Raw genomic sequence first — 23,117 nt, forward strand, 5'->3', positions numbered from 1 at the left:
CATATTCACAACCTTTATATTTCACTCTAGCTTATAAATCACTATGAGATTTATCTACTACTTCATCTATTTTATTATAATCAAATTCTTCTACCTTATTGTTAGTTTTCTTTAAGTATATTAAGTACTCTATATTTCCTTCTGGCCCTTTTATAGGTGAAAAGTCTAGTCCTAATATATTTAATTTGTTAGCAATTGCAAAATCAACTATTTTCTTGATTACTTCCTTATGAGTAGAAGCCTCTCTTACAACACCTTTTTTACCAACCTTTTCTCTTCCAGCTTCGAATTGAGGTTTTATAAGTGCCATAACTTCTCCCTCTTCATTTAGAAGATTTAAAACAGCAGGCATTACAGTTGTTAATGATATGAATGATACATCTATTGATGCAAAATCACAAGCTTCTCCAATCTGCTCTGGAGTTACATATCTTACATTAGTTCTTTCCATACAAACAACCCTTGGATCTACTCTTAGTTTCCAAGCAAATTGTCCATACCCAACATCTATAGAAAATACTTTTACTGCACCATTTTGAAGCATACAGTCAGTAAATCCACCAGTTGAAGCTCCAATATCTAAGCATCTTTTTCCTTCAAGATTTATTCCAAATGACTTAATAGCCTTATCTAGTTTAAATCCACCTCTACTAACGAAAGGTAATTTTTCTCCTCTAAATATTATATTTGAACTTACAGGAACCTTTTCTCCCGCCTTATCAACCCTTTGTTCTCCTATAAATACCATTCCGGCCATTATATATCTTTTTGCTTTCTCTCTTGATTCAGCAATACCTTGCTCAACAAGAAGCACATCTAATCTTTCTTTTTTCTCTTTTTTTTCAGCCATACCGTTCTCCTTTAAAGTAATTCAATCAACTTGTTCTTTATTCCATCTGCATCTAATCCATTTATTCTATATAAAATATCTGGCTTACCATGCTCTACGAATTTATCATTAAATGCTAAAGTTACAACCTCTTCTTTGTGTCCAATTTCATTTAAGAATTCTAAAACACCTTCTCCAAATCCACCTTTTTTAATATTATCTTCAACAGTTAATATTTTAAATTTATCTCTTGATAAATCTCTTAAAATTTCTGTATCCATTGGCTTTATGAAGGTTGCATTTATTATTAAAACATCTACGTTCTTCTCTTCTTTTAATCTTTTAGCAGCTAAAATAGCGTGTTGAACCATCTTTCCTGTAGCTATAACTGCTATTTTCTCTCCATCTTGTATCTTTTCCCACTTACCATACTTTATCGCTTTAAGAGGTGTTAAATTAATATCTAAATCTCCACCTCTAGGATAGCGTATTGCTAAAGGCGCATTAAATTCGCTAGCCCACTTTAGCATAACTTTCATTTCATCTATGCATTTTGGTGCTATTATTGTCATGTTAGGTATAGGTGATAAGAATGAAATATCAAAAATACCTTGATGAGTTTCTCCATCTTCTCCAACTATACCAGCTCTATCTAAGCAAAGTGTAACAGGTAACTTTTGTATGCAAACATCATGCAATACCTGATCATAAGCTCTCTGTAAAAATGTCGAGTAGACAGCAAAGAACGGTTTTAATCCCTCTGCTGCCATTCCAGCTGATAATGTTACAGCATGTTGTTCTGCTATTCCAACATCAAAGAATCTTTCTGGAAATACCTCTCTAAATTCTTTTAACCCTGTTCCGTCAGGCATTGCTGCTGTAACTGCTACAATACTTTTATCTTCCTTAGCAAGATTTATCATCTCTTCTCCAAATGCAGAAGAATAATTTCTACTTGCAAACTTAGATACAACGCCTTGCTCTAAATCAAATGGTGATACACCATGATACTTATTAGGATTTTTTTCAGCTAATTCATACCCTTTTCCCTTTTTAGTTACAGTATGTATTATAACTGGTCCTTTTATTTTTTTTGCCGTTCTTAATACTTCATTCAATTCTTTAATATTATGTCCATCCACAGGCCCAAAATATTTTAATCCAATATCCTCAAAATACATACTAGGTACAACAAACTTCTTTATACCATCTTTAACTCTTGAAAGAGAATGCTTTATACTCTTTCCTATAGATGTTGTATCTAAAGTTGAACCAATATCAGACTTTAATTTGTTATATCCTTGACCCATTCTAAGCTTATTTAAGTATGTAGCTAATCCACCAACATTTTTGCATATAGACATCTGATTATCATTTAATATTATTATAAGATTATCTTTTCTATATCCTATGTCATTTAATGCTTCTAAAGCCATACCACCTGTTAAAGCTCCATCTCCTATAACAGCAAGCACTTGATTATCTTTACCTAATAATTTTTGTGCTCTTGCCATACCAGCTGCAGCTGATAGAGATGTACTACTATGTCCTGTAGCAAAAAAGTCATATGTACTTTCTACTCTCTTTGGGAATCCACATAATCCCTCATATTGTCTTAAAGTATCAAACTTTTCTTTTCTTCCAGTTAATATTTTGTAAGCATATGATTGATGTCCAACATCCCATATAATTCTATCTTCACTAAAATTAAAATTTTTAAAAAGTGAAACTGTTAAATCAACAACACCTAAGTTAGATGCTAAATGTCCTCCAGTATTTGAAACACTTTCTATTAAAAACTCTCTTAACTCTCCAGCTAATATTTCTAATTCCTTTTCGCTAAAATCCTTTATCTGATTAGGATCAGTTATTTTCTGTAGAATATCACTCATTAAAACCAAATCCTTTATTTCTAAAATTTTCTCTCTAGAAGCTTTCTTGTTAATTCTTTAATAGGTTCTGTATTGCCTTCTATTGAGTTTAATATCTCTATACATTCTTCTGTTAAGCTTATACACTTATTTTTACATTCTTCTAATCCAAAAATAGTTATATAATTATTCTTATTACAGTCTTGATCCTTATGAACATTCTTTCCAAGGTCTTCAGCATTCCCTACTACATCTAATATATCATCTTTTATCTGAAATGCTAAGCCTAGTTTATATCCAAAGTCCTCTAATTTTGTAATATCTCTTTCAGAAGCACCTGCCAAAACGGCTCCTGACATTATAGATGCTTTTATAAGCTCACCAGTTTTCTTTAAATGCATATAGTTTAATTCATCTAAAGAAATTTCTTCCTTTTCTTCATTTATTATATCAACAATTTGGCCACCTATCATCCCATCTGATCCTGCAGCATCAGCAATTATCTTAGTTGCTCTTAAAGAATCTCTTCCATATTCTAAAGAATAATCAATTAAAACTTTCATAGCTTCATTTAAAAGTGCATCTCCAGCTAAAACGGCAATAGCCTCTCCAAACTTCTTATGATTAGTTGGCATTCCTCTTCTTAAATCATCATTGTCCATGCACGGTAAATCATCATGTATTAAAGAATATGTATGTATCATTTCAATAGCCATAGCTGCAGGCATAACTTTTTTATAATCATCTTTATATATACTATAAGTTAAAAGCATAAGTATAGGTCTAACTCTCTTTCCACCTACATTAACGCTATATGCCATTGAATCATATAAAACTTTATTGTACTCTCTTTCTTTATCAAAATACGCTTCTAAAGACTGGTCAACCTCCACTTTTAAGCTACTAATATTCATTACTGTATCCTCCAAAGTCTTCCTCTTTTTCTTCCTCAACAACCTTTATCTTTCCTTCTAAAGTGTTAAGCTTTTTATATAATTTATTTACTATCTTAACGCCATTTTCATAGCTTTTTATAGACTCCTCTAAAGATAAATCTCCATTTTCTAGTCTACTTACGATTTCATTTAATTCACTAACCATACTCTCATAATTAGTTTCTTTTCTAGCCATCTTCCCGCTCCTTACTAACAAAAATTTATTTATTACTAAAATTTTATTATTTTCTCTTTTTTAAGTAAAACCTTTTAGTCATAAATAAAACTAAATTGAAATAAATATTTTATTATTTTTAATTTAGTCCTGTTGAACTTTTATATCTATATTAACGGAACCATCCTTCATTATCACTTTTACCATATTATTCTTTTTTAATTCACTTATTTCATTTATTACCTTACTGTTTTTATCCATTATAACAGAATATCCTCTACCTAGTGTATTTAATGGATTTAACGTTTGTAGCACACTGTTTAAAGTAATTAATTCATCTTTTGCTTTATCTATTTTTCTCTTTCCTAAGAAATTAAGTTTTTCTTCTAATCTATTAACCTCTTTAATTCTCTTTTCTATAATACTTTTAGGATTATTACTTTTTAACTCTTTGTATAATAAATCTACATTATTTTTTGCATATAGAAACTTTCTATCTATAGCTCTTGTTAAAAACTCTTTTTTATTGCTTAAATCATTAAGCATTTCATTAAGTGATGGAGAAACTAATTCCCCTGCCGCTGATGGTGTAGGTGCTCTCATATCACTAACAAAATCACTAATAGTAAAATCTACTTCATGCCCAACAGCTGATACAGTAGGAATTCTACTATTAAAAATCTCATAAGCTAAATCTTTATTGTTAAATGCCCAAAGTTCCTCTATGGAACCTCCACCTCTACCTAGAATTATTACATCAACAGAATCTTCATTATTGAAATATCTTATTCCATCAATTATGCTCTCAGCTGCATTAATTCCTTGAACTTTTGCTGGATATAATACAATGTCTAATGTAGAATTTCTCCTTTGTATAACATTTATTATATCTCTTACCGCAGCTCCTGTTTTAGCTGTTATTATACCTATTCTTTTTGGAAACTTTGGTAAGTCTCTTTTATATTTTTCGTCAAATATACCTTCTGCACTAAGCTCCTTCTTAAGTCTGTGAAATTCCTCAAAAAGCTCTCCAACACCAGCCTTTTTTATATTTTCACAATAAAGCTGATAAGTTCCTTCTTTATGATAAACACCTAATCTAGCCTTTATTTCGACCTTCATTCCCTCTTCTAGTCTAAAATCTAAATTAACTGCATTATTTTTAAACATAATGCAGTTAATCTTGCTATTTTCATCTTTCAATGAAAAATAAATATGACCACTTGAATGGAATTTAAGATTAGATATTTCACCTTTGACATTAAGATTCTTTAATATAAAGTCACTTTCAACTACTCTTTTTACGTAGTCATTAACTTCACCTACAGATAATGTCTTTAGTTTCATCCTAATCTAGCTCCTTACAAATATTTTTTAAAAGAAGAGTTGTAGTTAAAGAACCTACCCCTCCTGGAACTGGTGTAATAAATGATGCCTTCTCATAAACATCATCAAAGTTAACATCTCCTGTTATCTTGCCGTTAACCTCACTAGTTCCCACATCAATAACAACCGCTCCTTCTCTAACATAAGAAGAATCTATAAAATTAGCTCTTCCAATAGCAACAACTAATATGTCAGCTCTTTTACAAACTTCTTTTAGATTCTTAGTTCTTGAATGGCAAATAGTAACTGTAGCATTCTCATCTAAGAACATTTGAAAAAGAGGTTTTCCAACAATGTTGCTTCTTCCTATGATAACAACTTCTTTCCCCTCAATCTCAATATTATAAGATTTTAAAAGAGTTATGACACTATTTGGTGTACATGGCTTAAAGCATTTTTCTCCCTTATAAAATCTACCTACACTAGTTTCTGAAAGACAATCTAAATCCTTCTCTGGATCTATTAAGTTCGTAACAACTCTTTCATCAATATGCTTTGGTAATGGAAGTAAAAGCATTATTCCATTTACACTTTCATCACTATTTAATTCTTCTATCTTAAGTTTCAATTCATCTTCTGAAATATCCTCATTTAACTTTATTTTGTTAAATTCTATTCCTAAGTTATTTGCTAATTTCTCTTGGAAGTTTTGGTAATATACGGAGCCCCCATCATTTCCAACTAATATAGACGATATTTTCAAAGTCTTTCCTTCAGCTTTTAGTGCTTCTGTATAACTTTCTATTTGCCCCTTTATGTCTACAGCAACTGTTTTTCCGCTTAAAATTTTATCCAAAATACCTGCCCCTCCAAATCTTCTTAGTCTAGTAAATCAAAACCTCTACTAGTTCATATTTTTGTATACTTTATCTAAAACACCATTTATAAATGAAACTGATTTATTATCTGAATATTTCTTACATAATTCTATAGCTTCGTTTATTGATACTTTTCCTGGAACGTCATCTGCAAATAACATTTCATATGTAGAAATTCTTAAGATTGATAAATTAACCTTTGATATTCTGTTTAACTTCCATTTTACAAGTTGAGCTTCTATTAAAGCATTTAACTCTTCTTTATGTTCTTCGATTCCTAATAATCCTGATTTTATGTACGCTAAATCTAAATCTGTTTTAAGGATTTCTTCATTTTCCACGAAATCATTGAATGTCTCTAATGCAGATTCTGAAGTTATTTCCATTTGGTAAGCTAATTGTAATAAATGTTCTCTTGATTTTACTCTATTCATTATATCCTCCTATGTTTTAAAAATACTCTTTTTAGTATTATTGTCTTAATTTATATTATTAATCATATAGTTAATGATTTAACACAATGAAACACCCTCTGAAATCAGAGGGTGACTACTATTTTTTCACTATTTCATTTTTATCTTCGTCTTTTAAGATAATTATGTTTTGCACATATATGTTCACTAGTGCCACCTTAAGTCCAGTTATAGCTTCAACAGTCCTTCTTACGTTTTCCTGCACTTGAGAAACTACATCAGGAATTTTGATTCCATATTGAACAGTAACTCCCATTTCTATAACGGCCTCACCATTCTCTACATGAACCTTTATGCCTTTACCTAAACTTTTCTTTGAAAATTTATGTCCTATTCCAGTGCTATTGTTATGATTTATCTCAAGTATTCCATCTATCTCAGATGCAGCTATACCAGCTACGACACCGATAACTTCATCAGATATATTAACTATACCTAAGTTAGCTTCATCTCTATTCAATTCATTCATAAAGCTGAACCTCCTACTAATCTTTCACGAAACTTAATTAGTTATAGGTTCATTATAGCAAATAACTAAATACAATACAATTAATTATTTTTTTTCTATATCAACGTCATATACTTTTGATACATTCATAACTATGTCTTGGATTTCAACCATTTTCTCTTGAGTTAATTCTTCATCAGTTTTAACTACAACCTTAGCATTATCTCCATCTATAAAGCATATTACATCTTCATAACCTTTACTCTTTATGCTAAGTTCTATTCTTGTTTCATAATCTCTTGCCATAGTCTTTTCAGTTAACTCTTTTTCAGCCTCTTCTTTTTGCTCTGGTGAAGTATTCTTATCTTCTACAATAGCTTTTAAGTTAGCAATAGTTTTTGAATCTTTTTGCTCTCTTAAGTTTCTTGACTCATAAAAATAATCTGAAGATGTTTCCACAGTCTCTTCCGCATCACTTTCACCAAAAGCTGTTGGCACTTCTCCCATACTCTCTTTTATTTGATTGTTAACTCTAGTTGCTAAAACTCCAGTACAAACTATTAATGCTAATAGTGTTAATATTATACCTGCTTGTTTTCCATTAATACCACTAAATTTATTCATAGTAACCTCCCAAAACTCTTTTAATTTATTTCTCCATTGGCAATACATTTACTTTATCAACACTTATGTTATATAAGCTAGATACTGCTTTTGTTATTTCATATTTTGTTTTACTATCCTCTGCTCCCTCAGCCACAACCATGACTCCTATAACATTTGGTTTATCCGTTCTTAATATAACTGGTGCACTTCCATCTGAGTTATTTGACATAACTATTTTATCTCCCTCTGTTTCTTGTGAATTAACTCTTGTTCCACCCTCACTATCAGTTTCCTCAGTTGTACTTTTTTGAGAAGAGTTATCTATAGCAGGAACCTTAACCTCACTGCTTTCAAAGTTTATTACTACGTCTACTTCTCCAACTCCACTTATTTTTCCTAATATCTCTTCTAAGTCGCTCTCTTGTTTCTCTTGGTAATTTAATACCTCTGAGTCCTTTGGACTTTTATTTTTACTTTCCTCTTCAACCATATCGGTTGAATTAGTACTCTCACTCTTAGGTATATTGTTTACACTTGTGAAATATGACACAACTAAATAAAACATTATGACTACTAAAAGTGCTATTATTAAATTACCAATATTCTTTTGCTTCAAAATCTTAGACATACCGTCTTTCAACCCATTTACCCCCATATTACCTCCTATGAATATGAAACAATTATATTTTCACGAGAAATTTCAAGCTCCTTTTCAACAAATTTTTCTACCTTCTCTAAGAAAGGATCTTTACTCTCCTCTTTTTCAAGCTTTTCTTCACCAATTACAACCTTCTCTACCTTTTTCACTTTTTTTTCATCAAAAACCTTAATTTCTGCCCTTTGAATATTTACATCCATAGAATTTAAATTCATATTTCCCTTTAAATTAACCTCAAAGTCATTTTCATAAAATTCATCTTTTAATACAGTCTCTAAATTCTCTTCAACACTTTCCCACATAATCTCCTCATCATATAAAGATGGATTCTCCTCATCATCCTTAAATGCACTACTTATATGCTCATCAAAAATTTTTTCATCTATATCTTTATTGAAAGTTAATATATTTATTATTGGTGATAACATCACTGATAGTATTATTAAAGAAAATGTAAACTTAACATGTTTCTTTATGGATGCATTAGGTAAGATTATATGAGCTATTGATACGATAACTATTACCACACACAAGGTAGAAATCCAACTTTTAAGAAGCTCCATCATAAACTCTCACCCTCCTAATACATAAATTATAAAAGTCTATACTTTCAGTCACTATAAGCTTCATGTCTCTAACCTCCTACAATAAAACTACCAGCAGAAGCCATCATAGATGCCATTATGAAAAACATTATGCTAACACTTATAATGCATGATAAAATCATAAATAATGCTTCACCAACAACTTCTACGCTACTAGATATCTTGGAATCTACCATTGGCTCTATTACGGCAGCCGTTAACTTAAAGCAAATTCCCATCAAGGCAATTTTTATTATTGGATAAAGAACAATAACTACTAAAACAATTAACCCCAAAGATGTTATTACACTCTTCAATGCCAAAGAATATCCAGCTACTGTTGTTATAGCATCTGAAAAAGCTTTCCCTACAATAGGTATAAAATTATCAACTGCAAACTTAACAGTCTTAACAGTAACTGCATCTAACGTATCTGCCGTCATGCCTCTTATTGTTAATATGGCAACAAAAACTGTAAGTATAAACCCTTGCGAAACCATTACTGTTTGTTTAAGAAACTTACACATTCTATCAATCTTAAATTCACTCGAAAGATTATTTACAAACTGTAATGTGAAGTAAGCTAATATTAGTGGAAATAAGAAATACGTATATATCCTAGGAGTTATTGTCACAGCACCTAATACTATAGGATCTATTGTAACGGCTGATGTTACTCCTCCCGATGTTGCTATAAGCATTATAATTACTGGTACAATAACATTCATGAAATCTATAACTGATTGCAATACTTCCTTTCCTAAGTCTAAAGATATAAAGAAACATTTAGTAAGTATCATTATAAGCAAGGCATAGCACGCAAAAAATGCTACCTGAGTTACTCCTTCATCTAGTCCAAACGCATCTTGTAAATTTTTAAGTAAAGCACTTAAAAGAGCTATTACTAAAATAGATGCTATAAACTTAAGAACTAAACTTAATTCTCTAAACATGTAACTAACTAAAGACTTGCCTATCTTTTTTAAAGTTATTGGATCTTCTCCACTTTCTAAATATGCACTGATATACTCCTTTGCCGTCATATTCCCTAACACATCTTCTTCAGTCTCTAGATTATTTATATAATCATAAAAAGTTTCTATTCTTGAATCATTCTCTATTTTTTCTTTTGAGCTTTCTAAATTTTCATTTGCAAAAACATTTACGTTGAAGCAAATTATAAAAGTAATCGATAATAATATTATGTTTATTATTTTTTTCATATCTTAGCCCCTAAAATCTAATTACATTATGCTCAATATAGAATTCAAAATATTAACCATTATTGGTATAGCTAATAGTAATATCATAATCTTCCCTGCAAACTCTACCTTCTTGCCTAGAACTGATACTCCAGCATCATTGCATATATAACTACAGAATGTTGAAAGATATGCTATGGCAATAATTTTCATAACTATAGAAATATATGTTGAATCCATGCCAGACTCTTTTGCAATCTCCTGCATAAAAGCTATTATTTCATTTACATAAGGCATTACAAATAGAAAAATTATAATTCCACCAGCTAATAAAAGCATAACCGCAAAGTTACTTTTAGTTTCTTTTAAAAACAAATATAAAAACATTGTTATTAAAGAAAAGCAAATTACTTGAATCAAAACATCCATAACTATAATCCACAGTAAAATACATACATTTTATTATGTATTGTATATATTGCCGTGTTAGTTCACCTCCTTCTGTTTATTAAGTTTCTATTACAAAACCCTTCTTGTTTAATTCAAAGATTAATTTAATTTTTAAAATTAATGCTTTGAATTAACAAGATTCTTTTTAAGTTAATTACAAACCAGTGTTTTCTAGAATAGAAACATAGTCTTAACAGAAGAAAAGAGTCTACTTATTAATTGAATAACCATAGTAAGTATTATTATTATTCCTACTAAGTTAGCTAACGCTGCATATTCCTTCTTTCCACTTTGATCTAGGACTTTATCTAGTATAACTAATATTATTCCTACACCTGCAATTTGAAATATTAAAGATAAATCCGCCATATTTCTCCTCCCCACATAAAAATCTCTCAAAAAAATTCCATATCTTTAAATACTTAACTACTAACTAACCCAAATCTAATTCAAATGAATTGTTAAATTTAAACTCAAAAACTATATACTATACAAGAAATATAGCTATCATAGCTCCAACCCCAACTCCTAAATATCTATATACCTTTGTATTCTTATTGCATTCCTCTTCCGCAATAGCAAGTTCATAATCTAATTTTTCCTTTGCTAGATTAAATATTTTAACTTGTCCATCAATATTTGTTTCTCCTAAAGACTTTGAAAGATCTAAAAGTATTTCATAGTCCTTATTTTTTAAACTCATATTTTTCTTATGTTCATTTATACTTTCATAAAAAGCTATATATACATTATTAACCTCATTATTTTTAAGCTTTTTAGAAATAGTTATCAATAATTCTTTAATAGGACTTTTTGCTTTTTCCCCAATTCTATCTATACTATCTGGTAAAGGAGTATAGGCATAAACTATATCATTTTCAAAATCTATCAGAGTTCTCTTAAGCTCTCTCAGCTGAATCAATCTATTTCTAAATCCTTCACCATATAAATATCCAATTAAAGAGCTAAGTAGAACTATAACTATAAGAAAAAAAATTTTCATATTTCTCTCCTTTCAAATCAATTATTATCTTTTTAAAATCATGAAAATATAACAATTGAATTAAACATCATAGATATCCTCTATGGTTCCTACCCCTCTTTTATTACTTAAAATAACAACCTTATTTATAATGTTATTCTCCACAATTTCTCTAAACACAGGTCTCTTATAAAGTTCCTCTATATTCCTACCATGAAGAGTTGCAATTATACTTACACCAGAGTTATATGCCATTATTAACCCTTCCATATCCTTATATGTTCCAATCTCATCACATATAATAACTTCCGGTGATAATCCTCTAACTGCCATCATCATTCCATCACTTTTTATACAGTTATCATATACATCTGTTCTTATGCCAACATTCATTTGAGGAATACCATTATAACAAGCTGCTATTTCACTTCTCTCATCAATTACCACTGTTCTTTTCCCTCTGAATCCAAGTTGAGAAACACCATTTGATATATTTCTTGTAATATCTCTAAGAAGAGTTGTCTTCCCACACTTAGGCGGAGAAATTATTAAAGTATTACTTACTATATCATTTTCAACAATATGATTCATAAGATTATTAGAACATCCTATTACTTCTCTGCATACTCTTATGTTCAAAGATGTTATATTTCTTATGGTCTTTATTGAATTATCTTGTATAACACATTGTCCAGCTAGTCCAACCCTATGCCCTCCTTGAATAGTTATATATCCCTGTCTTATATCTTCTTCAAAAGCATATAATGAATAATTACTTATCTTCTGAATAATAGTTTTGATATCTTCCCTTGTTATTACATAATTAAAGATTGTTTCATTATTATCCATAACAATGCTAAGTGGTTTACCAATCTTAACTCTAACCTCTTGAAGTTTATTAAGACTATCTTTATCCTTAAGGCACATACTAACTCTATCTGGTAACACTGCAAATATTTCTTTCAAGTCCCTCTCTCCTTTCTATTTAAATCTATTACTTTACATAAGAAATTATTACTTTGAAAAAAACTTTTTTGATATGAATATAAAAATAGTCCTATTTAAATTAATAAAATAGGACAAAAAAATAGATTGTACCTTTTAAAGGCACAATCTATTAAACTTCAAATTCATTTCCACAATAAGGACAAGGTATACTTTCAGCTTTATCTAATATATTTTTCTCTATGTATATAGCTTTATGACATTTATCACAAACTACTTCACAGTATTCATCTTCGTATTCTTCAAGCTCTTCTAAAGTTAGTTCTTCAAATAACTCATCCTGCACTCCACTTAAATCATCATTTAATAATTCAATATTTTCATCTAAAGTTTCAACATTTACTTGTAACTCTTCAACCTTTTCAACTAAAGATGAAATAACATTAAGTAAGGAATCCTTGAATTCTTTATCCAACTCAGTGTTTTTGTTCATAGCTTCAAGTAAAGTACTAATGTTTTCTCTAATATCTTTCACTGAAATCACTTCCTTATGCTAAATATGCTAAGTCTAAAAGACTTAGCATAAATTTATTTTTATTAAACTCTTTCCATGTACTCGCCAGTTCTAGTATCTATTCTTATAGTATTTCCTTCTTCAACGAACATTGGAACCATAACTGTAGCACCAGTTTCAACAACAGCAGTTTTCATAGCTGTAGTAGCAGTGTTTCCTTTAACACTTGGCTCACACTCAGTTATTAATAATTCAACAAAGTTTGGAGCTTCTACTGAGAAAGCTTCTCCTTTGTAGAATTTGATTATAGCGTTCATGTTTTCTTTTAAGAATTTTATAGCATCTTCAACTTTTTCATAGTTTAAAGGAATTTGCTCGAAAGTCTCTTGATCCATGAAGTAGTATAATTCTCCATCTGAGTAAAGGTATTGCATTTCTTTTCTTTCTATTATAGCTTCTTGTAATTTATCAGTTGGGTTGAAAGTTCTATCTGTAACTCCTCCCATTATAACGTTTCTTAACTTAGTTCTTACGAAAGCAGCACCTTTTCCTGGTTTAACGTGTAAGAAGTCTATAACTGTGTATACTTGTCCATCTAATTCAAAAGTAGTTCCTTTTCTTAAATCACTTCCTGATATCATTAAGTATCCCTCCAAAATCTATTAATTCATTTTATATTATAACCTTTTTAGATAAAATTAATACCCTCCCAGGTTATCTTGTTACTTATCTACTATTTAAAGCGTAAAAGAACAATCATATTTTATCAAAACAAGATAATAAATGCAATTATTTTCATTAAATTTACAAGACTAGAATGCCTTTATCTCCAAAAAGCACTTCAATTCCTCTACTTTTTCAAATCTATAACTCTTTACATATATATTATTGTCTTTGAGTTTATTTATGTAAACTATAAAATCTTCTAAATTCCCTTCAAAAACTACCTCACCTTGCCAGTATTCACCACTATACTTTAAATTTAATATATTACATTCTTTATTTTCAAGTAGAAATAACATTTTATTTAAATTTAATTCTCTATTATCATTTTCGTTAAAATCAATCTGATTATAACTCCTCAAAGTTACAAGTCTGTCTGCTTGTAATATAGCAAATATTAATAGTATTAGAAAAACACCTATGTTTATTTTAATATTTTTCATTGAATTCACCCTTTAAAGTTCTTACTCCCACATTTTCATCATAAGTTATTTCATTTATAACACCATTAATATCACTTAATTTGCTTACTACATAATTAAAACTAAACTCATTCACTTTAATATCAAAACTATCATTTTCTATTTTAAAATCTAATACTCCTGAATTATTGAGCAATATTTCAATATTTTTACCTTTATCTATTGCCTTTTCAGCCAAAGAGCTTTCTTTTTTGCTTCTATTTCTTAAAAATTCATACTTTAACTTCTCAAACTTATTATTTTCCTTAGAAATCTCAACACACATAACTATATTCAAAAATATAATAAGCCAAATATAAATATTTATTTTTCTTTTATTCTCAATATTTTTTCTTTCAACATAATCTATTGGCAGAAAATTTTTATACTTTGCTATATAAATATTTATCACCTCTAGCTTCTTTTATATTTGCGCCCTTAAAATTCTCACTAAAATTTTCACTGATATATTCCTTTGGAACTATTAGATCAAACTTTTCAATATTAATTTCAAATACATTTTTAATCTTATCAAGTTCTTCCTTTATATCAGCTATATAATTTTCTTCTCTAACTATTTTTAAAGAAACAAGCTTACACCTAAAATAAGCCTTTATTTTTAAAGAGTCTTTCATACTACTAATTACTATTCTAATTTTATTTAGTGATATATACCTACTTAGTATTAAGTCTTCTAATATTAGCTTAAAGCTCTTTTTACCTCTAATAAGCCTCTCAAATCTTTTATCACATCTAATTAAATAAACAATCAAATAGCATTTTCCTGTTACCCATATTCTTTCATAATGTACTAAGGGTTTATCTATTGAAAACATATTTTTTATTAGTTCATCTATTTTCTTTTCACTATTCTCTCCTTTAGTTATCTTAAATACTTTTATAAATATATGTTCATTTAAAAGAATCACCTTAATTCGCTCTTCTTTTGTATTTTTCAAAACTGAAATATCATTTGTACTATCTAAAATTATTTTTTTAGTTAGTAAATTCATAATATCTCCTTCTCTTTAATAAAATATTATTTTCTCTATCAAATCTATAATCATAATAGCTCTGTTTATATACTCCATTATCTTGATTTTTATTACTTACCCTTAAAGCATCCTTTGACTCATCATAGGTTGCCTTTAAATTTCCCTCACTAAAATCTAAACCCTTAATGGTTTCTTTATTTATAACATCTTTTTCTATTAACTTTTTAAGAAAAATCTCCTCTTCATCATTTATTGATAAAGATGTGTCTATTAAGTCATATCTTCTTTCCATAGTAGCTCTATTTTTAAATGAATTCTCCATAAGTATAGTTACTAGAATACTACAAACTAAAGATATTATCATAACCTCTATAGATACAAATCCTTTTTTCTTAAAAGTTTTATTTTTAAATAAATTAAAAAGTATATTATTTTTCATAGCAATATATTCTTTCTTTTTCTCCAATCACTTTAATCTTTATATAAAATATATTGTTTTTATCAACTACATCAAAATATTCAACATTATCTATTATTGAATGTATATAATGTTCTCCATATCTTGAATATAGAACCCTTAAAGACGTAATTCCTTTTTCTATCCTATCTTCGTATAGTTTATCATTTTCCTTAAACTTAATTGTTATACTATCTGTATTTTCATTTATTATAATCTCTTCAACATTTTTATCATTCACTCTGTAATCTATATACATTTCTCCGTTTAATAAGTAATTAAATCCTTTATTCTTCTCTAATTCATTCCTATATTCTTTAACATAAAAAATAAGATTTTTAGTCAATGATAGAGTTATAATACCTAAAGCGCCTAAATATATACATAACTCTATTAAGAGATATCCTCTATTCTTTATTCTTTTATTTACTCTAGAAATTTGTATATAACTTCCTCCTGACTTTTACTTATTGGAATTTTATCATCTCTATAATTAATTCGTAATCCTATAGACTGCTCATCATAATTTTTCAAAACAAGGGACCATCCCTCTTTTATGCTTTTTGTTTTACCTATATATGTACTACCCTTTAAAATTTCCACTATGCTATTATCAATAATATTCTCTATTGTTAACTCACTAAATAAGTACATTCCTTTTTCATATTTATCCAAAATATCATAATCAATGTTATGCTTAAGTTCTAAAATAAGAGAATTCATTATTTCTCCTACTTCAATGAGCGATATACTATATTTTTTATTATTTAGGTATATACTAAAACTTCTTCCTATACCCAAAAATAGTAGTGAAATTAATGATAATGCCAACGCTATATCAACAAGTAAATATCCTTTTCTTTTCCTTCTCATAAAACTCCTAAACCATGATTTAACATAATAATTATTCAGTTAACGACTATATTTTAAGCCAGTATTGATTATAGATATAGCTGATTAATCTTAACTAAAAAAAGATTCTAGTTAATAAGCTTATTTAACATTTACTTTTCCAGTTGCAACTTCTATGGTGATTTTCTTTTGCCTATTATTTTTATCTATAATAGTTAGGGTTCCTGCTGTTTTTATCATTCCCATGTTGCTTATAGCAATAGTTCCATTCATATTATTCATTACCTTTACATTCTCTAATTTTAAATAAGCCATTCTCTCTTTATTTTTATAAATAAACTCACTGCCTATACTATCAATTGTTATTTCTCCATATGAGTTATCATTTCTTGATAACTGTTTTACTTCCATAAGAAAGCTATGTATAAGATTAATATCATTTTCTACTTTTAGTTCATATCCACGTTCCCGTACAACAAGAAATCCTGTAGGTAGTGATACAACCAAACTCATGACTCCTAAATATACTATTAACTCATTCAAGGTAAAGCCTTTATTCTTATACATGCTTCATACCTTCAAAAGTAGGAACTAAAACTAATAACATCATAGCAGAAAGAACAATACCTATAATTCCAAACATAGCTGGCTCTATTATTCCCACCAACTTATTAAGGCTCCTATCAAAGTCTTTTTCTCTTATGCCCAATAGCTCTTCTACATTTTTATTAAACATCCCACTCTCTTCTCCAGTTACTAAGAATCCTCTAGAGACATCTGATATTACATCTATCTTTCCAATACTATCACTTAAAGTTTCTCCTTTTATGAGCTCTTCATTTATATCGCATATATATACTTTAACCCTTTTATCACTTAAGTTTTCACCAAAAATCTCTAAAGTATTCGTTAAAGAAACTCCACTTTCCATAACCATATTTATTAAAAATAAAATTCTTATTTCATAATACATTCTATAAGCTTCAAATTTAGAGAATATTTTTTCTAAATTAATAACCTTAATTCCTAAATAAATCAGTATAAAAAAACATATCAAGTATGAGAAAGCTATAAACTCTATATTCTCATTTTCTTCAACAAAAGTAACATAAGAGTTTAAAAGAGTTATTAAAGCTGAACTATCGCCTTTATCTAAATCGTACATATCAACAAATTGAGGTAATATATATGTTCCATAACAAAATATCATTATTATTAATCCCCCTAAAAGTCCTACTGGATATTTAAGCATTTTAATAACTTTATTCTTAATTTCTCTTTCTTTCATTATGTTTTTAGAGCACTTCTCTAAAACATTTTCTAAGTTTCCGCTTTCTTCTCCTATTTTTATCATATCAACCATAATACTTGGATAGAGCTTTCCTTCATGTTTAAATGCTTCTGACAGATTATCACCTCTTGCAACCTTCTCTTCTATACGTTCCAAAGATTTTCTATAATCTTTATTTTTTATAGTTCCCTTTATAAGTTGTAATGCTCTACTTATGGGTATTCCAGACTTTATATAAGTGCTTAAATTCAAGCATATATAACAAGCTTCATCTTTAACACCAAACATCTAATCCCTCACACTCCTTTAGAAGATAATATTCATCTAAAGATACTTCTCCTTCACTAACAAGATTTAAACAAGATTTTAAAAGTTCATCTCCCCATGGAATATCTTCAATAGATTTATATTCTTTAGGAAATATTATTTCACAAACTGCCTTTCTTCCCTTTAATCCAGTATAATTACATTCACTACATCCTATACCTTTAAAATGGAAGTCAATTTTTTTACTCTTTAACTCAACTTCTTCTAAAGGTAATTTTTGTTTACACTTATCGCAAGTTCTTCTCACTAACCTTTGAGTTATTATGGCAACAACCCCTTCCTTGACTAAGTATTTTGCAACCCCCATATCAAACAGCCTATCATATATTTCCTTACCGCTATTTGAATGAATAGTTGAATAAACTTTATGACCAGTTATTGAAGCCCTTATTGCTATCTTAGCTGTGTCCTCATCACGAATTTCTCCTATTAATATCACATCTGGATCTTGTCTTAAAATATGCTTTAATCCATTAGCAAAAGTTAAATCTACCTTCTCATTAACATTAATTTGAGTTATCCCCTTTATACTAAACTCAACAGGATCTTCTATTGTGCTTATATTTATTCCATCCTTATCTATAGAATTTAATAATGCATATAATGTTGTAGATTTTCCACTTCCTGTTGGTCCATTTACAATTACCATTCCATGTCTAAGCTTTAATAATCTTTTAACTTTCTCCTTTTGTTCATTAATTAAACTTAAACTATCAATATTTATAAGTTCATTTTTCTTATATAAAATTCTTATTACAACCTTTTCTCCCCAAATAGTAGGTATTGTAGATATTCTTAAATCACACTCACAATAACCTTCCTTAAAATTTATTTTTCCATCCTGTGCTCTTAACTTATCCCCTATATTCATATCACCTTTTAACTTTATCTTATTTACTAAATTATCATATATATCCTTCTTTAACTTCTTAACTAACCTTAATGTTCCATCAATTCTAAATCTAACATTTGCAAATTCACCTAAAGGCTCAATATGTATATCACTTGTACTACTTTCTATGCCATTTAAAATTAAGTTTATAAATTCCTCTTCCACAAGCTTGTCCTTTGATATTTCCTTTCTACCATAGCAAGCTTCTACTAAAGCCTTTACTTCATTTCCTTCTCCAATAACAAAATTGATATTTCTTCCTCTAAATATTAATGAAAGGTAATCTTTCTTTTCATATCCATCCTCATCTGTATAAAATAAAATTCCATCGTCATTACTTTTCAAGGCTATTATATTCATCTCTAAAGCAGTTTTACTTGGTATCTCCCTCATAAGTGACATATCAATATCATTGATTTTAAAATTCATATCTTCACCTCCACATAAATAATAATTGACAATTGATTTAATTTTTAAACAAAAAAAATTCTAGATTATTAAAAAATTTTAATAATCTAGAACTTTTATTATTCCATAATCATATATAGTCCTTTTCCCCCATCTATAAGCTTAACGCTCTTTTCAGTTGGACTATACATATACACTGAATTTTTCTCTTCATCATCATTAAATCCAGTAAAGTATATATTCCCATCAACTTCTAATAACTTTGTATCCTTAGAAATATTTTTAGGGAAATCATAAATTAATCTATCTAACTTATGAGTTTTTATATCTATAGAATATAAACTTCTCATTCCTTCATTCTTAGTTCCAATAAAATATACTTTATCACCTGATTTAATAGAATATTCTATCTGCATAATATCTGTTGATATAGCAGAATCTTCTTTGCTATTTAAATCGTAAACGTAACATTCTTTATTTCCTTCAAGACTGCTTTGAGTGTATAAGATAACTTGATTCTCTATTAAGTCAATATAGTCAATAAATGCACCAACTATAGGTTTTTCTAAAGTATATTTACCGTTTTCTATATCATATAGGAAAATTCCACTTTTCTTTTCACCTAAGTCAACACCATATAAAACTAATTGATTCTCACCTAAAAACTCAACATTTTCCCCAGAAATAGCTAAGTTAGAGTTAAAATCAAATTCCTTAAAATTCTGTAAGTCTAAAATCTTGTATCCTATTTTATCCCCTGAATCATATTTATATAGAAGTTTTGTACCCCCTGGGCTAACAAGTAAATCTTCTATATTTCCATCTACTGATATTTTATGTTCTTTCTCACCATCAGTAATTATTAAGTCTGTACCCTTATCAGTAAAATCCCTATAAATTATTAAACCTAATTCTTCACTGAAAACCTCTATATGATTTTTTGAATCAATATTAAGTTTTTTCAGCTTTTCTCCCTCTATTCCGTAATATTCAACATCATCACCAGAAATAACAGATATGATATTCTTAGGAAGTTCCAACTTTTTCTCCTTAGAATCTCCATCCTTTTTGTTAAAATTACATCCTACAAGAGCCATTGATAAAATAACTAATACTAAACTAAAAGCAGCAGCTTTCCTCATTTACTTACATTCCCTCTCTAAAATAAATATGTGCCATCACAAATAAATGATGCATCACCTATCATTTTTACTCCATCGTCTTCGATATTAACTTTTAACTCTCCTCCTGGAACTATTACTTTTACTTCCTTATCAACTAAACCTAATTTATTAGCTGCTATAACAGAAGCACAGTTTCCTGTTCCACAGGCTAAAGTTGGACCTGCTCCTCTTTCCCAAGTTCTAACTTCCATAGTGTTTCTATCTAATACTCTACAGAAATTAACATTTGTTCCTTGAGGAAATAATTCATACTTTTCTATTCCTCTACCAAATTCTATTGGATAGTTCTCCTTTTCAAATATGATAGTATGAGGAACACCCATAAGTAAAGATGTTAAAACATAATTTTCATTTCCTATTTTTACTTTTTTTTCTATTATCTCTTCATCACATAAAGCTGGTATCTTCTTTGGATTAAAATCTCCAAAGCCCATATTCACATTAATTGTCTTTACTTTATCATTCTCTATCTCTAAAAATATTCTCTTAACTCCATCACCAGTTAAAACATCTAAAACAGGTTTCTTAACTATACCTTTTTCATAAACATACTTAGCAAAGCATCTTATTCCATTTCCACACATAGCTGCATAAGACCCATCTGAGTTTATTATTACCATTTCAATATCACAATTTTCATTCTTTCTTACTATTAAGATTCCATCTGCACCAATTCCAAATCTTCTATGGCACATTTTCTGAGCAATTTCTCCCTCTTTACCTAAATACTCATTATTCAAATCTTCTATAACTATAAAATCATTTCCATTTCCATGCATTTTTGAAAAGTCCATATTATCACCTCAATTTACCTATTATTGATACTTTTGTTCATAAGATGTATACTAACTGTAAGTTTAAACAATCAGAAAGGAAAGAAAATCATGGCTTTAGATGGTATTTATTTATATAACTTAATAAATGAACTAAAAGATTCATTAATAAATTCTAGAATTGACAAAATAAATCAACCTGAAAAGGATGAAATAATAATAAACGTACGTGGAAAAGAAAATAAAAAACTTTTAATTTCTTCTAGTTCCAAGTACCCTAGATTACATTTTACTACAATAAGTAAGAATAATCCATTACAACCTCCAGTTTTTTGTATGGTCTTAAGAAAATATTTAACTGGTGGAAGAATAATTGACATATATCAACAATCTACAGATAGAATTGTTTCAATTGATATAGCAAACAAAGATGAAATGGGATTCGATAGTGTTTATACGCTGGTTGTAGAAATTATGGCTAGACACAGTAATATATCTCTTGTTAGAAAAAGAGATAATAAAATTATGGAGTCAATAAAACATATAACAGCTAATAAAAATAGCTTTAGAGTTTTATATCCTGGAGTCAGCTACGTATTCCCTCCAGCTTCTGATAAATTAAATCCTTTTGATTTTTCAAAAGATGATTTAAAAGAAGAATTAGTAAAAATAGATAATGAAATCAATGATAAAGTATTCTCTAGAATATTAACTGGTGTTGGTAAAAATCTTTCTCTAGAAATGTATTCTTTATTTACTAATAAATTTGGAGACTCTTATGTTTTTGATGATATCTTTAATTTCATAACAGAATACTTTAAAAATATATTTGTAAATGAACAAAACACTATTTTTTATGAAAATGATAAAATAATAGATTTCTACTTTAAGAATTTATCAATATTAGGTAATTGTAGAAAAGAAGTTTATGAGGATAGCAGCAGTCTTTTAGATGCTTTCTTTGCTAATAAAGATAAGCAAGATAGACTTCATGCTAAGAGTGCTGATATACAAAGACTTATAAATACTAATATAGATAGATGCTTGAAGAAAATTAGAGTTTTAGAAAGCACTTTAAAAGAATGCGAGAAAAAAGAAGACTTTAAAATTAAAGGTGAACTTCTTACTTCATATATTTATAGCATAAATAAAGGTGATAAATCAGTAGATCTTTTAAATTATTATAGTGAGGAAGAAGAATACTTAACTATTCAACTTGATGAAAATAAAACTCCATCAGAGAATATACAATTCTACTTCAAAAAATATAATAAATTAAAGAAGGCCGAAGAAGCTGCTTTAGTGCAATTAGAGATAAATGAAGATGAACTTAAATATCTTAACTCAGTTTCATCAAGCATACAAGTTGCGGATAACTATGAAGATATAGATGCAATAAAAAATGAACTTATAGAAACAGGATATGTAAGATTCAGAAGAAATGGTAAGGATAAGAAAAAACAAAAACAATCTAAGCCTTATCATTATGTTTCATCTGATGGAATAGATATTTATGTAGGTAAAAATAATATTCAAAATGATTACTTAACATTAAAGTTTGCAGATAAATATGACACTTGGCTTCATACCAAAGACATACCTGGTTCTCACGTAATTGTTAAAACTTCAGATGTACCAGATAAAACTTTAGAAGAGGCTGCTAACCTTGCTGTTTTCTATAGTAAAGGAAAAGGCGGCTCTAAGATTCCAGTAGATTATACTCTAGTTAAGAACGTTAAAAAGCCATCTGGTTCAAAACCTGGAATGGTAATATACGCAACTAACAAAACAGTTTACATGGACTCACCAAAAGAAATAACTATTGAAAGAATAAAATAAAACATAAAACATATGCAAAAAAGCTATAAATAGTTTCTT

30 protein-coding genes are annotated in these 23,117 nt (G+C 28.6%); 1 reads left to right on the top strand and 29 read right to left on the bottom strand.

The genetic code is table 11. From position 1 onward, the window contains the following. Positions 1-31: 31 nt before the first annotated feature. The 29 genes from ACQZHJ_RS12810 to dapF form a co-directional block, all read right to left on the bottom strand. The gene (locus ACQZHJ_RS12810; RefSeq protein WP_430485943.1) at positions 32-850 is read right to left on the bottom strand and encodes a TlyA family RNA methyltransferase; all 819 of its coding nucleotides are present in this window, start codon (positions 848-850) and stop codon (positions 32-34) included. A gap of 11 nt (positions 851-861) precedes the next feature. Continuing rightward, a complete protein-coding gene (dxs, locus tag ACQZHJ_RS12815; RefSeq protein WP_430485944.1) occupies positions 862-2,721 on the bottom strand; it encodes a 1-deoxy-D-xylulose-5-phosphate synthase in 1,860 nt (619 codons plus the stop codon). Positions 2,722-2,741: 20 nt separating this feature from the next. Beyond that, positions 2,742-3,614, bottom strand: a complete 873-nt coding sequence (locus tag ACQZHJ_RS12820) for a polyprenyl synthetase family protein (RefSeq protein ID WP_430485945.1) — start codon at positions 3,612-3,614, stop codon at positions 2,742-2,744. Further along, positions 3,604-3,831 carry an exodeoxyribonuclease VII small subunit gene (locus ACQZHJ_RS12825; protein ID WP_430485946.1) on the bottom strand — a complete coding sequence of 76 codons (228 nt, stop codon included), beginning with the start codon at positions 3,829-3,831 and terminating at the stop codon, positions 3,604-3,606. Before ACQZHJ_RS12825 ends, ACQZHJ_RS12820 begins: the two co-directional genes overlap by 11 nt. A 123-nt stretch (positions 3,832-3,954) precedes the next feature. Further along, the gene (gene xseA, locus ACQZHJ_RS12830) at positions 3,955-5,157 is read right to left on the bottom strand and encodes an exodeoxyribonuclease VII large subunit (RefSeq protein WP_430485947.1); all 1,203 of its coding nucleotides are present in this window, start codon (positions 5,155-5,157) and stop codon (positions 3,955-3,957) included. A gap of 1 nt (position 5,158) precedes the next feature. Continuing rightward, entirely contained in the window at positions 5,159-5,992 is an 834-nt protein-coding gene (locus ACQZHJ_RS12835; protein WP_430485948.1) for a bifunctional methylenetetrahydrofolate dehydrogenase/methenyltetrahydrofolate cyclohydrolase, read from the bottom strand. A gap of 48 nt (positions 5,993-6,040) precedes the next feature. Then, positions 6,041-6,448, bottom strand: coding sequence for a transcription antitermination factor NusB (gene nusB, locus ACQZHJ_RS12840; protein ID WP_430485949.1), 408 nt, complete (start codon positions 6,446-6,448; stop codon positions 6,041-6,043). A 118-nt stretch (positions 6,449-6,566) separates the two neighbouring features. Further along, positions 6,567-6,956 (bottom strand): Asp23/Gls24 family envelope stress response protein, encoded by a 390-nt coding sequence (locus tag ACQZHJ_RS12845; RefSeq protein ID WP_430485950.1) that lies wholly within the window; start codon positions 6,954-6,956, stop codon positions 6,567-6,569. A gap of 84 nt (positions 6,957-7,040) precedes the next feature. Next, positions 7,041-7,541, bottom strand: coding sequence for a SpoIIIAH-like family protein (locus tag ACQZHJ_RS12850; RefSeq protein ID WP_430486898.1), 501 nt, complete (start codon positions 7,539-7,541; stop codon positions 7,041-7,043). A 43-nt stretch (positions 7,542-7,584) separates the two neighbouring features. Next, positions 7,585-8,196: a stage III sporulation protein AG gene (gene spoIIIAG / locus ACQZHJ_RS12855; RefSeq protein ID WP_430485951.1), complete on the bottom strand. Its 612-nt coding sequence runs from the start codon at positions 8,194-8,196 to the stop codon at positions 7,585-7,587. Positions 8,197-8,204: 8 nt separating this feature from the next. Next, entirely contained in the window at positions 8,205-8,765 is a 561-nt protein-coding gene (spoIIIAF, locus tag ACQZHJ_RS12860; RefSeq protein ID WP_430485952.1) for a stage III sporulation protein AF, read from the bottom strand. Between the two features lie 68 nt (positions 8,766-8,833). Continuing rightward, positions 8,834-10,006, bottom strand: coding sequence for a stage III sporulation protein AE (spoIIIAE, locus tag ACQZHJ_RS12865; protein WP_430485953.1), 1,173 nt, complete (start codon positions 10,004-10,006; stop codon positions 8,834-8,836). Between the two features lie 21 nt (positions 10,007-10,027). Continuing rightward, positions 10,028-10,414: a stage III sporulation protein AD gene (spoIIIAD, locus tag ACQZHJ_RS12870; RefSeq protein ID WP_430485954.1), complete on the bottom strand. Its 387-nt coding sequence runs from the start codon at positions 10,412-10,414 to the stop codon at positions 10,028-10,030. Between the two features lie 192 nt (positions 10,415-10,606). Next, the gene (gene spoIIIAC / locus ACQZHJ_RS12875; RefSeq protein ID WP_430485955.1) at positions 10,607-10,804 is read right to left on the bottom strand and encodes a stage III sporulation protein AC; all 198 of its coding nucleotides are present in this window, start codon (positions 10,802-10,804) and stop codon (positions 10,607-10,609) included. Between the two features lie 118 nt (positions 10,805-10,922). Then, positions 10,923-11,438: a stage III sporulation protein SpoIIIAB gene (spoIIIAB, locus tag ACQZHJ_RS12880; RefSeq protein ID WP_430485956.1), complete on the bottom strand. Its 516-nt coding sequence runs from the start codon at positions 11,436-11,438 to the stop codon at positions 10,923-10,925. 60 nt (positions 11,439-11,498) lie between these two features. Then, positions 11,499-12,383, bottom strand: a complete 885-nt coding sequence (gene spoIIIAA / locus ACQZHJ_RS12885) for a stage III sporulation protein AA (protein ID WP_430485957.1) — start codon at positions 12,381-12,383, stop codon at positions 11,499-11,501. Positions 12,384-12,534: 151 nt separating this feature from the next. Then, a complete protein-coding gene (locus tag ACQZHJ_RS12890) occupies positions 12,535-12,897 on the bottom strand; it encodes a CD1247 N-terminal domain-containing protein (protein WP_430485958.1) in 363 nt (120 codons plus the stop codon). A 62-nt stretch (positions 12,898-12,959) separates the two neighbouring features. Next, positions 12,960-13,517: an elongation factor P gene (efp, locus tag ACQZHJ_RS12895; protein WP_430485959.1), complete on the bottom strand. Its 558-nt coding sequence runs from the start codon at positions 13,515-13,517 to the stop codon at positions 12,960-12,962. Between the two features lie 171 nt (positions 13,518-13,688). Further along, positions 13,689-14,042 (bottom strand): hypothetical protein, encoded by a 354-nt coding sequence (locus tag ACQZHJ_RS12900; RefSeq protein ID WP_430485960.1) that lies wholly within the window; start codon positions 14,040-14,042, stop codon positions 13,689-13,691. Further along, positions 14,029-14,472 (bottom strand): hypothetical protein, encoded by a 444-nt coding sequence (locus tag ACQZHJ_RS12905; protein ID WP_430485961.1) that lies wholly within the window; start codon positions 14,470-14,472, stop codon positions 14,029-14,031. The genes ACQZHJ_RS12900 and ACQZHJ_RS12905 overlap by 14 nt, the downstream gene beginning before the upstream one ends. After that, complete coding sequence (locus ACQZHJ_RS12910; protein WP_430485962.1) at positions 14,444-15,073, bottom strand: hypothetical protein; 630 nt, start codon at positions 15,071-15,073, stop codon at positions 14,444-14,446. The genes ACQZHJ_RS12905 and ACQZHJ_RS12910 overlap by 29 nt, the downstream gene beginning before the upstream one ends. Continuing rightward, entirely contained in the window at positions 15,057-15,494 is a 438-nt protein-coding gene (locus tag ACQZHJ_RS12915) for a type IV pilin (RefSeq protein WP_430485963.1), read from the bottom strand. Before ACQZHJ_RS12915 ends, ACQZHJ_RS12910 begins: the two co-directional genes overlap by 17 nt. Beyond that, on the bottom strand, positions 15,484-15,858 hold the full coding sequence (locus ACQZHJ_RS12920; RefSeq protein WP_430485964.1) for a hypothetical protein: 375 nt from the start codon (positions 15,856-15,858) through the stop codon (positions 15,484-15,486). The genes ACQZHJ_RS12915 and ACQZHJ_RS12920 overlap by 11 nt, the downstream gene beginning before the upstream one ends. A gap of 80 nt (positions 15,859-15,938) precedes the next feature. Further along, on the bottom strand, positions 15,939-16,385 hold the full coding sequence (locus ACQZHJ_RS12925) for a type II secretion system protein (protein ID WP_430485965.1): 447 nt from the start codon (positions 16,383-16,385) through the stop codon (positions 15,939-15,941). Positions 16,386-16,505: 120 nt separating this feature from the next. Next, positions 16,506-16,931, bottom strand: coding sequence for a prepilin-type N-terminal cleavage/methylation domain-containing protein (locus ACQZHJ_RS12930; RefSeq protein ID WP_430485966.1), 426 nt, complete (start codon positions 16,929-16,931; stop codon positions 16,506-16,508). After that, entirely contained in the window at positions 16,924-17,943 is a 1,020-nt protein-coding gene (locus tag ACQZHJ_RS12935) for a type II secretion system F family protein (protein ID WP_430485967.1), read from the bottom strand. Before ACQZHJ_RS12935 ends, ACQZHJ_RS12930 begins: the two co-directional genes overlap by 8 nt. Next, positions 17,930-19,303: a GspE/PulE family protein gene (locus ACQZHJ_RS12940; protein ID WP_430485968.1), complete on the bottom strand. Its 1,374-nt coding sequence runs from the start codon at positions 19,301-19,303 to the stop codon at positions 17,930-17,932. The genes ACQZHJ_RS12935 and ACQZHJ_RS12940 overlap by 14 nt, the downstream gene beginning before the upstream one ends. Positions 19,304-19,401: 98 nt before the next feature. Beyond that, the gene (locus tag ACQZHJ_RS12945; RefSeq protein WP_430485969.1) at positions 19,402-20,424 is read right to left on the bottom strand and encodes a hypothetical protein; all 1,023 of its coding nucleotides are present in this window, start codon (positions 20,422-20,424) and stop codon (positions 19,402-19,404) included. 17 nt (positions 20,425-20,441) lie between these two features. After that, positions 20,442-21,260, bottom strand: a complete 819-nt coding sequence (dapF, locus tag ACQZHJ_RS12950; RefSeq protein WP_430485970.1) for a diaminopimelate epimerase — start codon at positions 21,258-21,260, stop codon at positions 20,442-20,444. A gap of 90 nt (positions 21,261-21,350) precedes the next feature. On the opposite strand from dapF, the gene ACQZHJ_RS12955 reads away from it, so the two are divergent. Beyond that, positions 21,351-23,078, top strand: a complete 1,728-nt coding sequence (locus tag ACQZHJ_RS12955) for an Rqc2 family fibronectin-binding protein (protein WP_430486899.1) — start codon at positions 21,351-21,353, stop codon at positions 23,076-23,078. The last annotated feature ends 39 nt before the right edge of the window (positions 23,079-23,117 follow it).

The organism is Clostridium sp. B9 (assembly GCF_050509515.1).
Lineage (GTDB): Bacteria > Bacillota > Clostridia > Clostridiales > Clostridiaceae > Sarcina.

What these genes read in the sequence shown, in the direction of transcription:
- ACQZHJ_RS12810 (WP_430485943.1), bottom strand. Translation starts at nt 850, where the DNA reads ATGGCTGAAAAAAAAGAGAAAAAAGAAAGATTAGATGTGCTTCTTGTT.
- dxs (WP_430485944.1), bottom strand. Translation starts at nt 2,721, where the DNA reads ATGAGTGATATTCTACAGAAAATAACTGATCCTAATCAGATAAAGGAT.
- ACQZHJ_RS12820 (WP_430485945.1), bottom strand. Translation starts at nt 3,614, where the DNA reads ATGAATATTAGTAGCTTAAAAGTGGAGGTTGACCAGTCTTTAGAAGCG.
- ACQZHJ_RS12825 (WP_430485946.1), bottom strand. Translation starts at nt 3,831, where the DNA reads ATGGCTAGAAAAGAAACTAATTATGAGAGTATGGTTAGTGAATTAAAT.
- xseA (WP_430485947.1), bottom strand. Translation starts at nt 5,157, where the DNA reads ATGAAACTAAAGACATTATCTGTAGGTGAAGTTAATGACTACGTAAAA.
- nusB (WP_430485949.1), bottom strand. Translation starts at nt 6,448, where the DNA reads ATGAATAGAGTAAAATCAAGAGAACATTTATTACAATTAGCTTACCAA.
- ACQZHJ_RS12845 (WP_430485950.1), bottom strand. Translation starts at nt 6,956, where the DNA reads ATGAATGAATTGAATAGAGATGAAGCTAACTTAGGTATAGTTAATATA.
- spoIIIAG (WP_430485951.1), bottom strand. Translation starts at nt 8,196, where the DNA reads ATGGGGGTAAATGGGTTGAAAGACGGTATGTCTAAGATTTTGAAGCAA.
- spoIIIAF (WP_430485952.1), bottom strand. Translation starts at nt 8,765, where the DNA reads ATGATGGAGCTTCTTAAAAGTTGGATTTCTACCTTGTGTGTGGTAATA.
- spoIIIAE (WP_430485953.1), bottom strand. Translation starts at nt 10,006, where the DNA reads ATGAAAAAAATAATAAACATAATATTATTATCGATTACTTTTATAATT.
- spoIIIAD (WP_430485954.1), bottom strand. Translation starts at nt 10,414, where the DNA reads ATGGATGTTTTGATTCAAGTAATTTGCTTTTCTTTAATAACAATGTTT.
- spoIIIAC (WP_430485955.1), bottom strand. Translation starts at nt 10,804, where the DNA reads ATGGCGGATTTATCTTTAATATTTCAAATTGCAGGTGTAGGAATAATA.
- spoIIIAB (WP_430485956.1), bottom strand. Translation starts at nt 11,438, where the DNA reads ATGAAAATTTTTTTTCTTATAGTTATAGTTCTACTTAGCTCTTTAATT.
- efp (WP_430485959.1), bottom strand. Translation starts at nt 13,517, where the DNA reads ATGATATCAGGAAGTGATTTAAGAAAAGGAACTACTTTTGAATTAGAT.
- ACQZHJ_RS12900 (WP_430485960.1), bottom strand. Translation starts at nt 14,042, where the DNA reads ATGAAAAATATTAAAATAAACATAGGTGTTTTTCTAATACTATTAATA.
- ACQZHJ_RS12910 (WP_430485962.1), bottom strand. Translation starts at nt 15,073, where the DNA reads ATGAATTTACTAACTAAAAAAATAATTTTAGATAGTACAAATGATATT.
- ACQZHJ_RS12915 (WP_430485963.1), bottom strand. Translation starts at nt 15,494, where the DNA reads ATGAAAAATAATATACTTTTTAATTTATTTAAAAATAAAACTTTTAAG.
- ACQZHJ_RS12925 (WP_430485965.1), bottom strand. Translation starts at nt 16,385, where the DNA reads ATGAGAAGGAAAAGAAAAGGATATTTACTTGTTGATATAGCGTTGGCA.
- ACQZHJ_RS12930 (WP_430485966.1), bottom strand. Translation starts at nt 16,931, where the DNA reads ATGTATAAGAATAAAGGCTTTACCTTGAATGAGTTAATAGTATATTTA.
- ACQZHJ_RS12935 (WP_430485967.1), bottom strand. Translation starts at nt 17,943, where the DNA reads ATGTTTGGTGTTAAAGATGAAGCTTGTTATATATGCTTGAATTTAAGC.
- ACQZHJ_RS12940 (WP_430485968.1), bottom strand. Translation starts at nt 19,303, where the DNA reads ATGAATTTTAAAATCAATGATATTGATATGTCACTTATGAGGGAGATA.
- ACQZHJ_RS12945 (WP_430485969.1), bottom strand. Translation starts at nt 20,424, where the DNA reads ATGAGGAAAGCTGCTGCTTTTAGTTTAGTATTAGTTATTTTATCAATG.
- dapF (WP_430485970.1), bottom strand. Translation starts at nt 21,260, where the DNA reads ATGGACTTTTCAAAAATGCATGGAAATGGAAATGATTTTATAGTTATA.
- ACQZHJ_RS12955 (WP_430486899.1), top strand. Translation starts at nt 21,351, where the DNA reads ATGGCTTTAGATGGTATTTATTTATATAACTTAATAAATGAACTAAAA.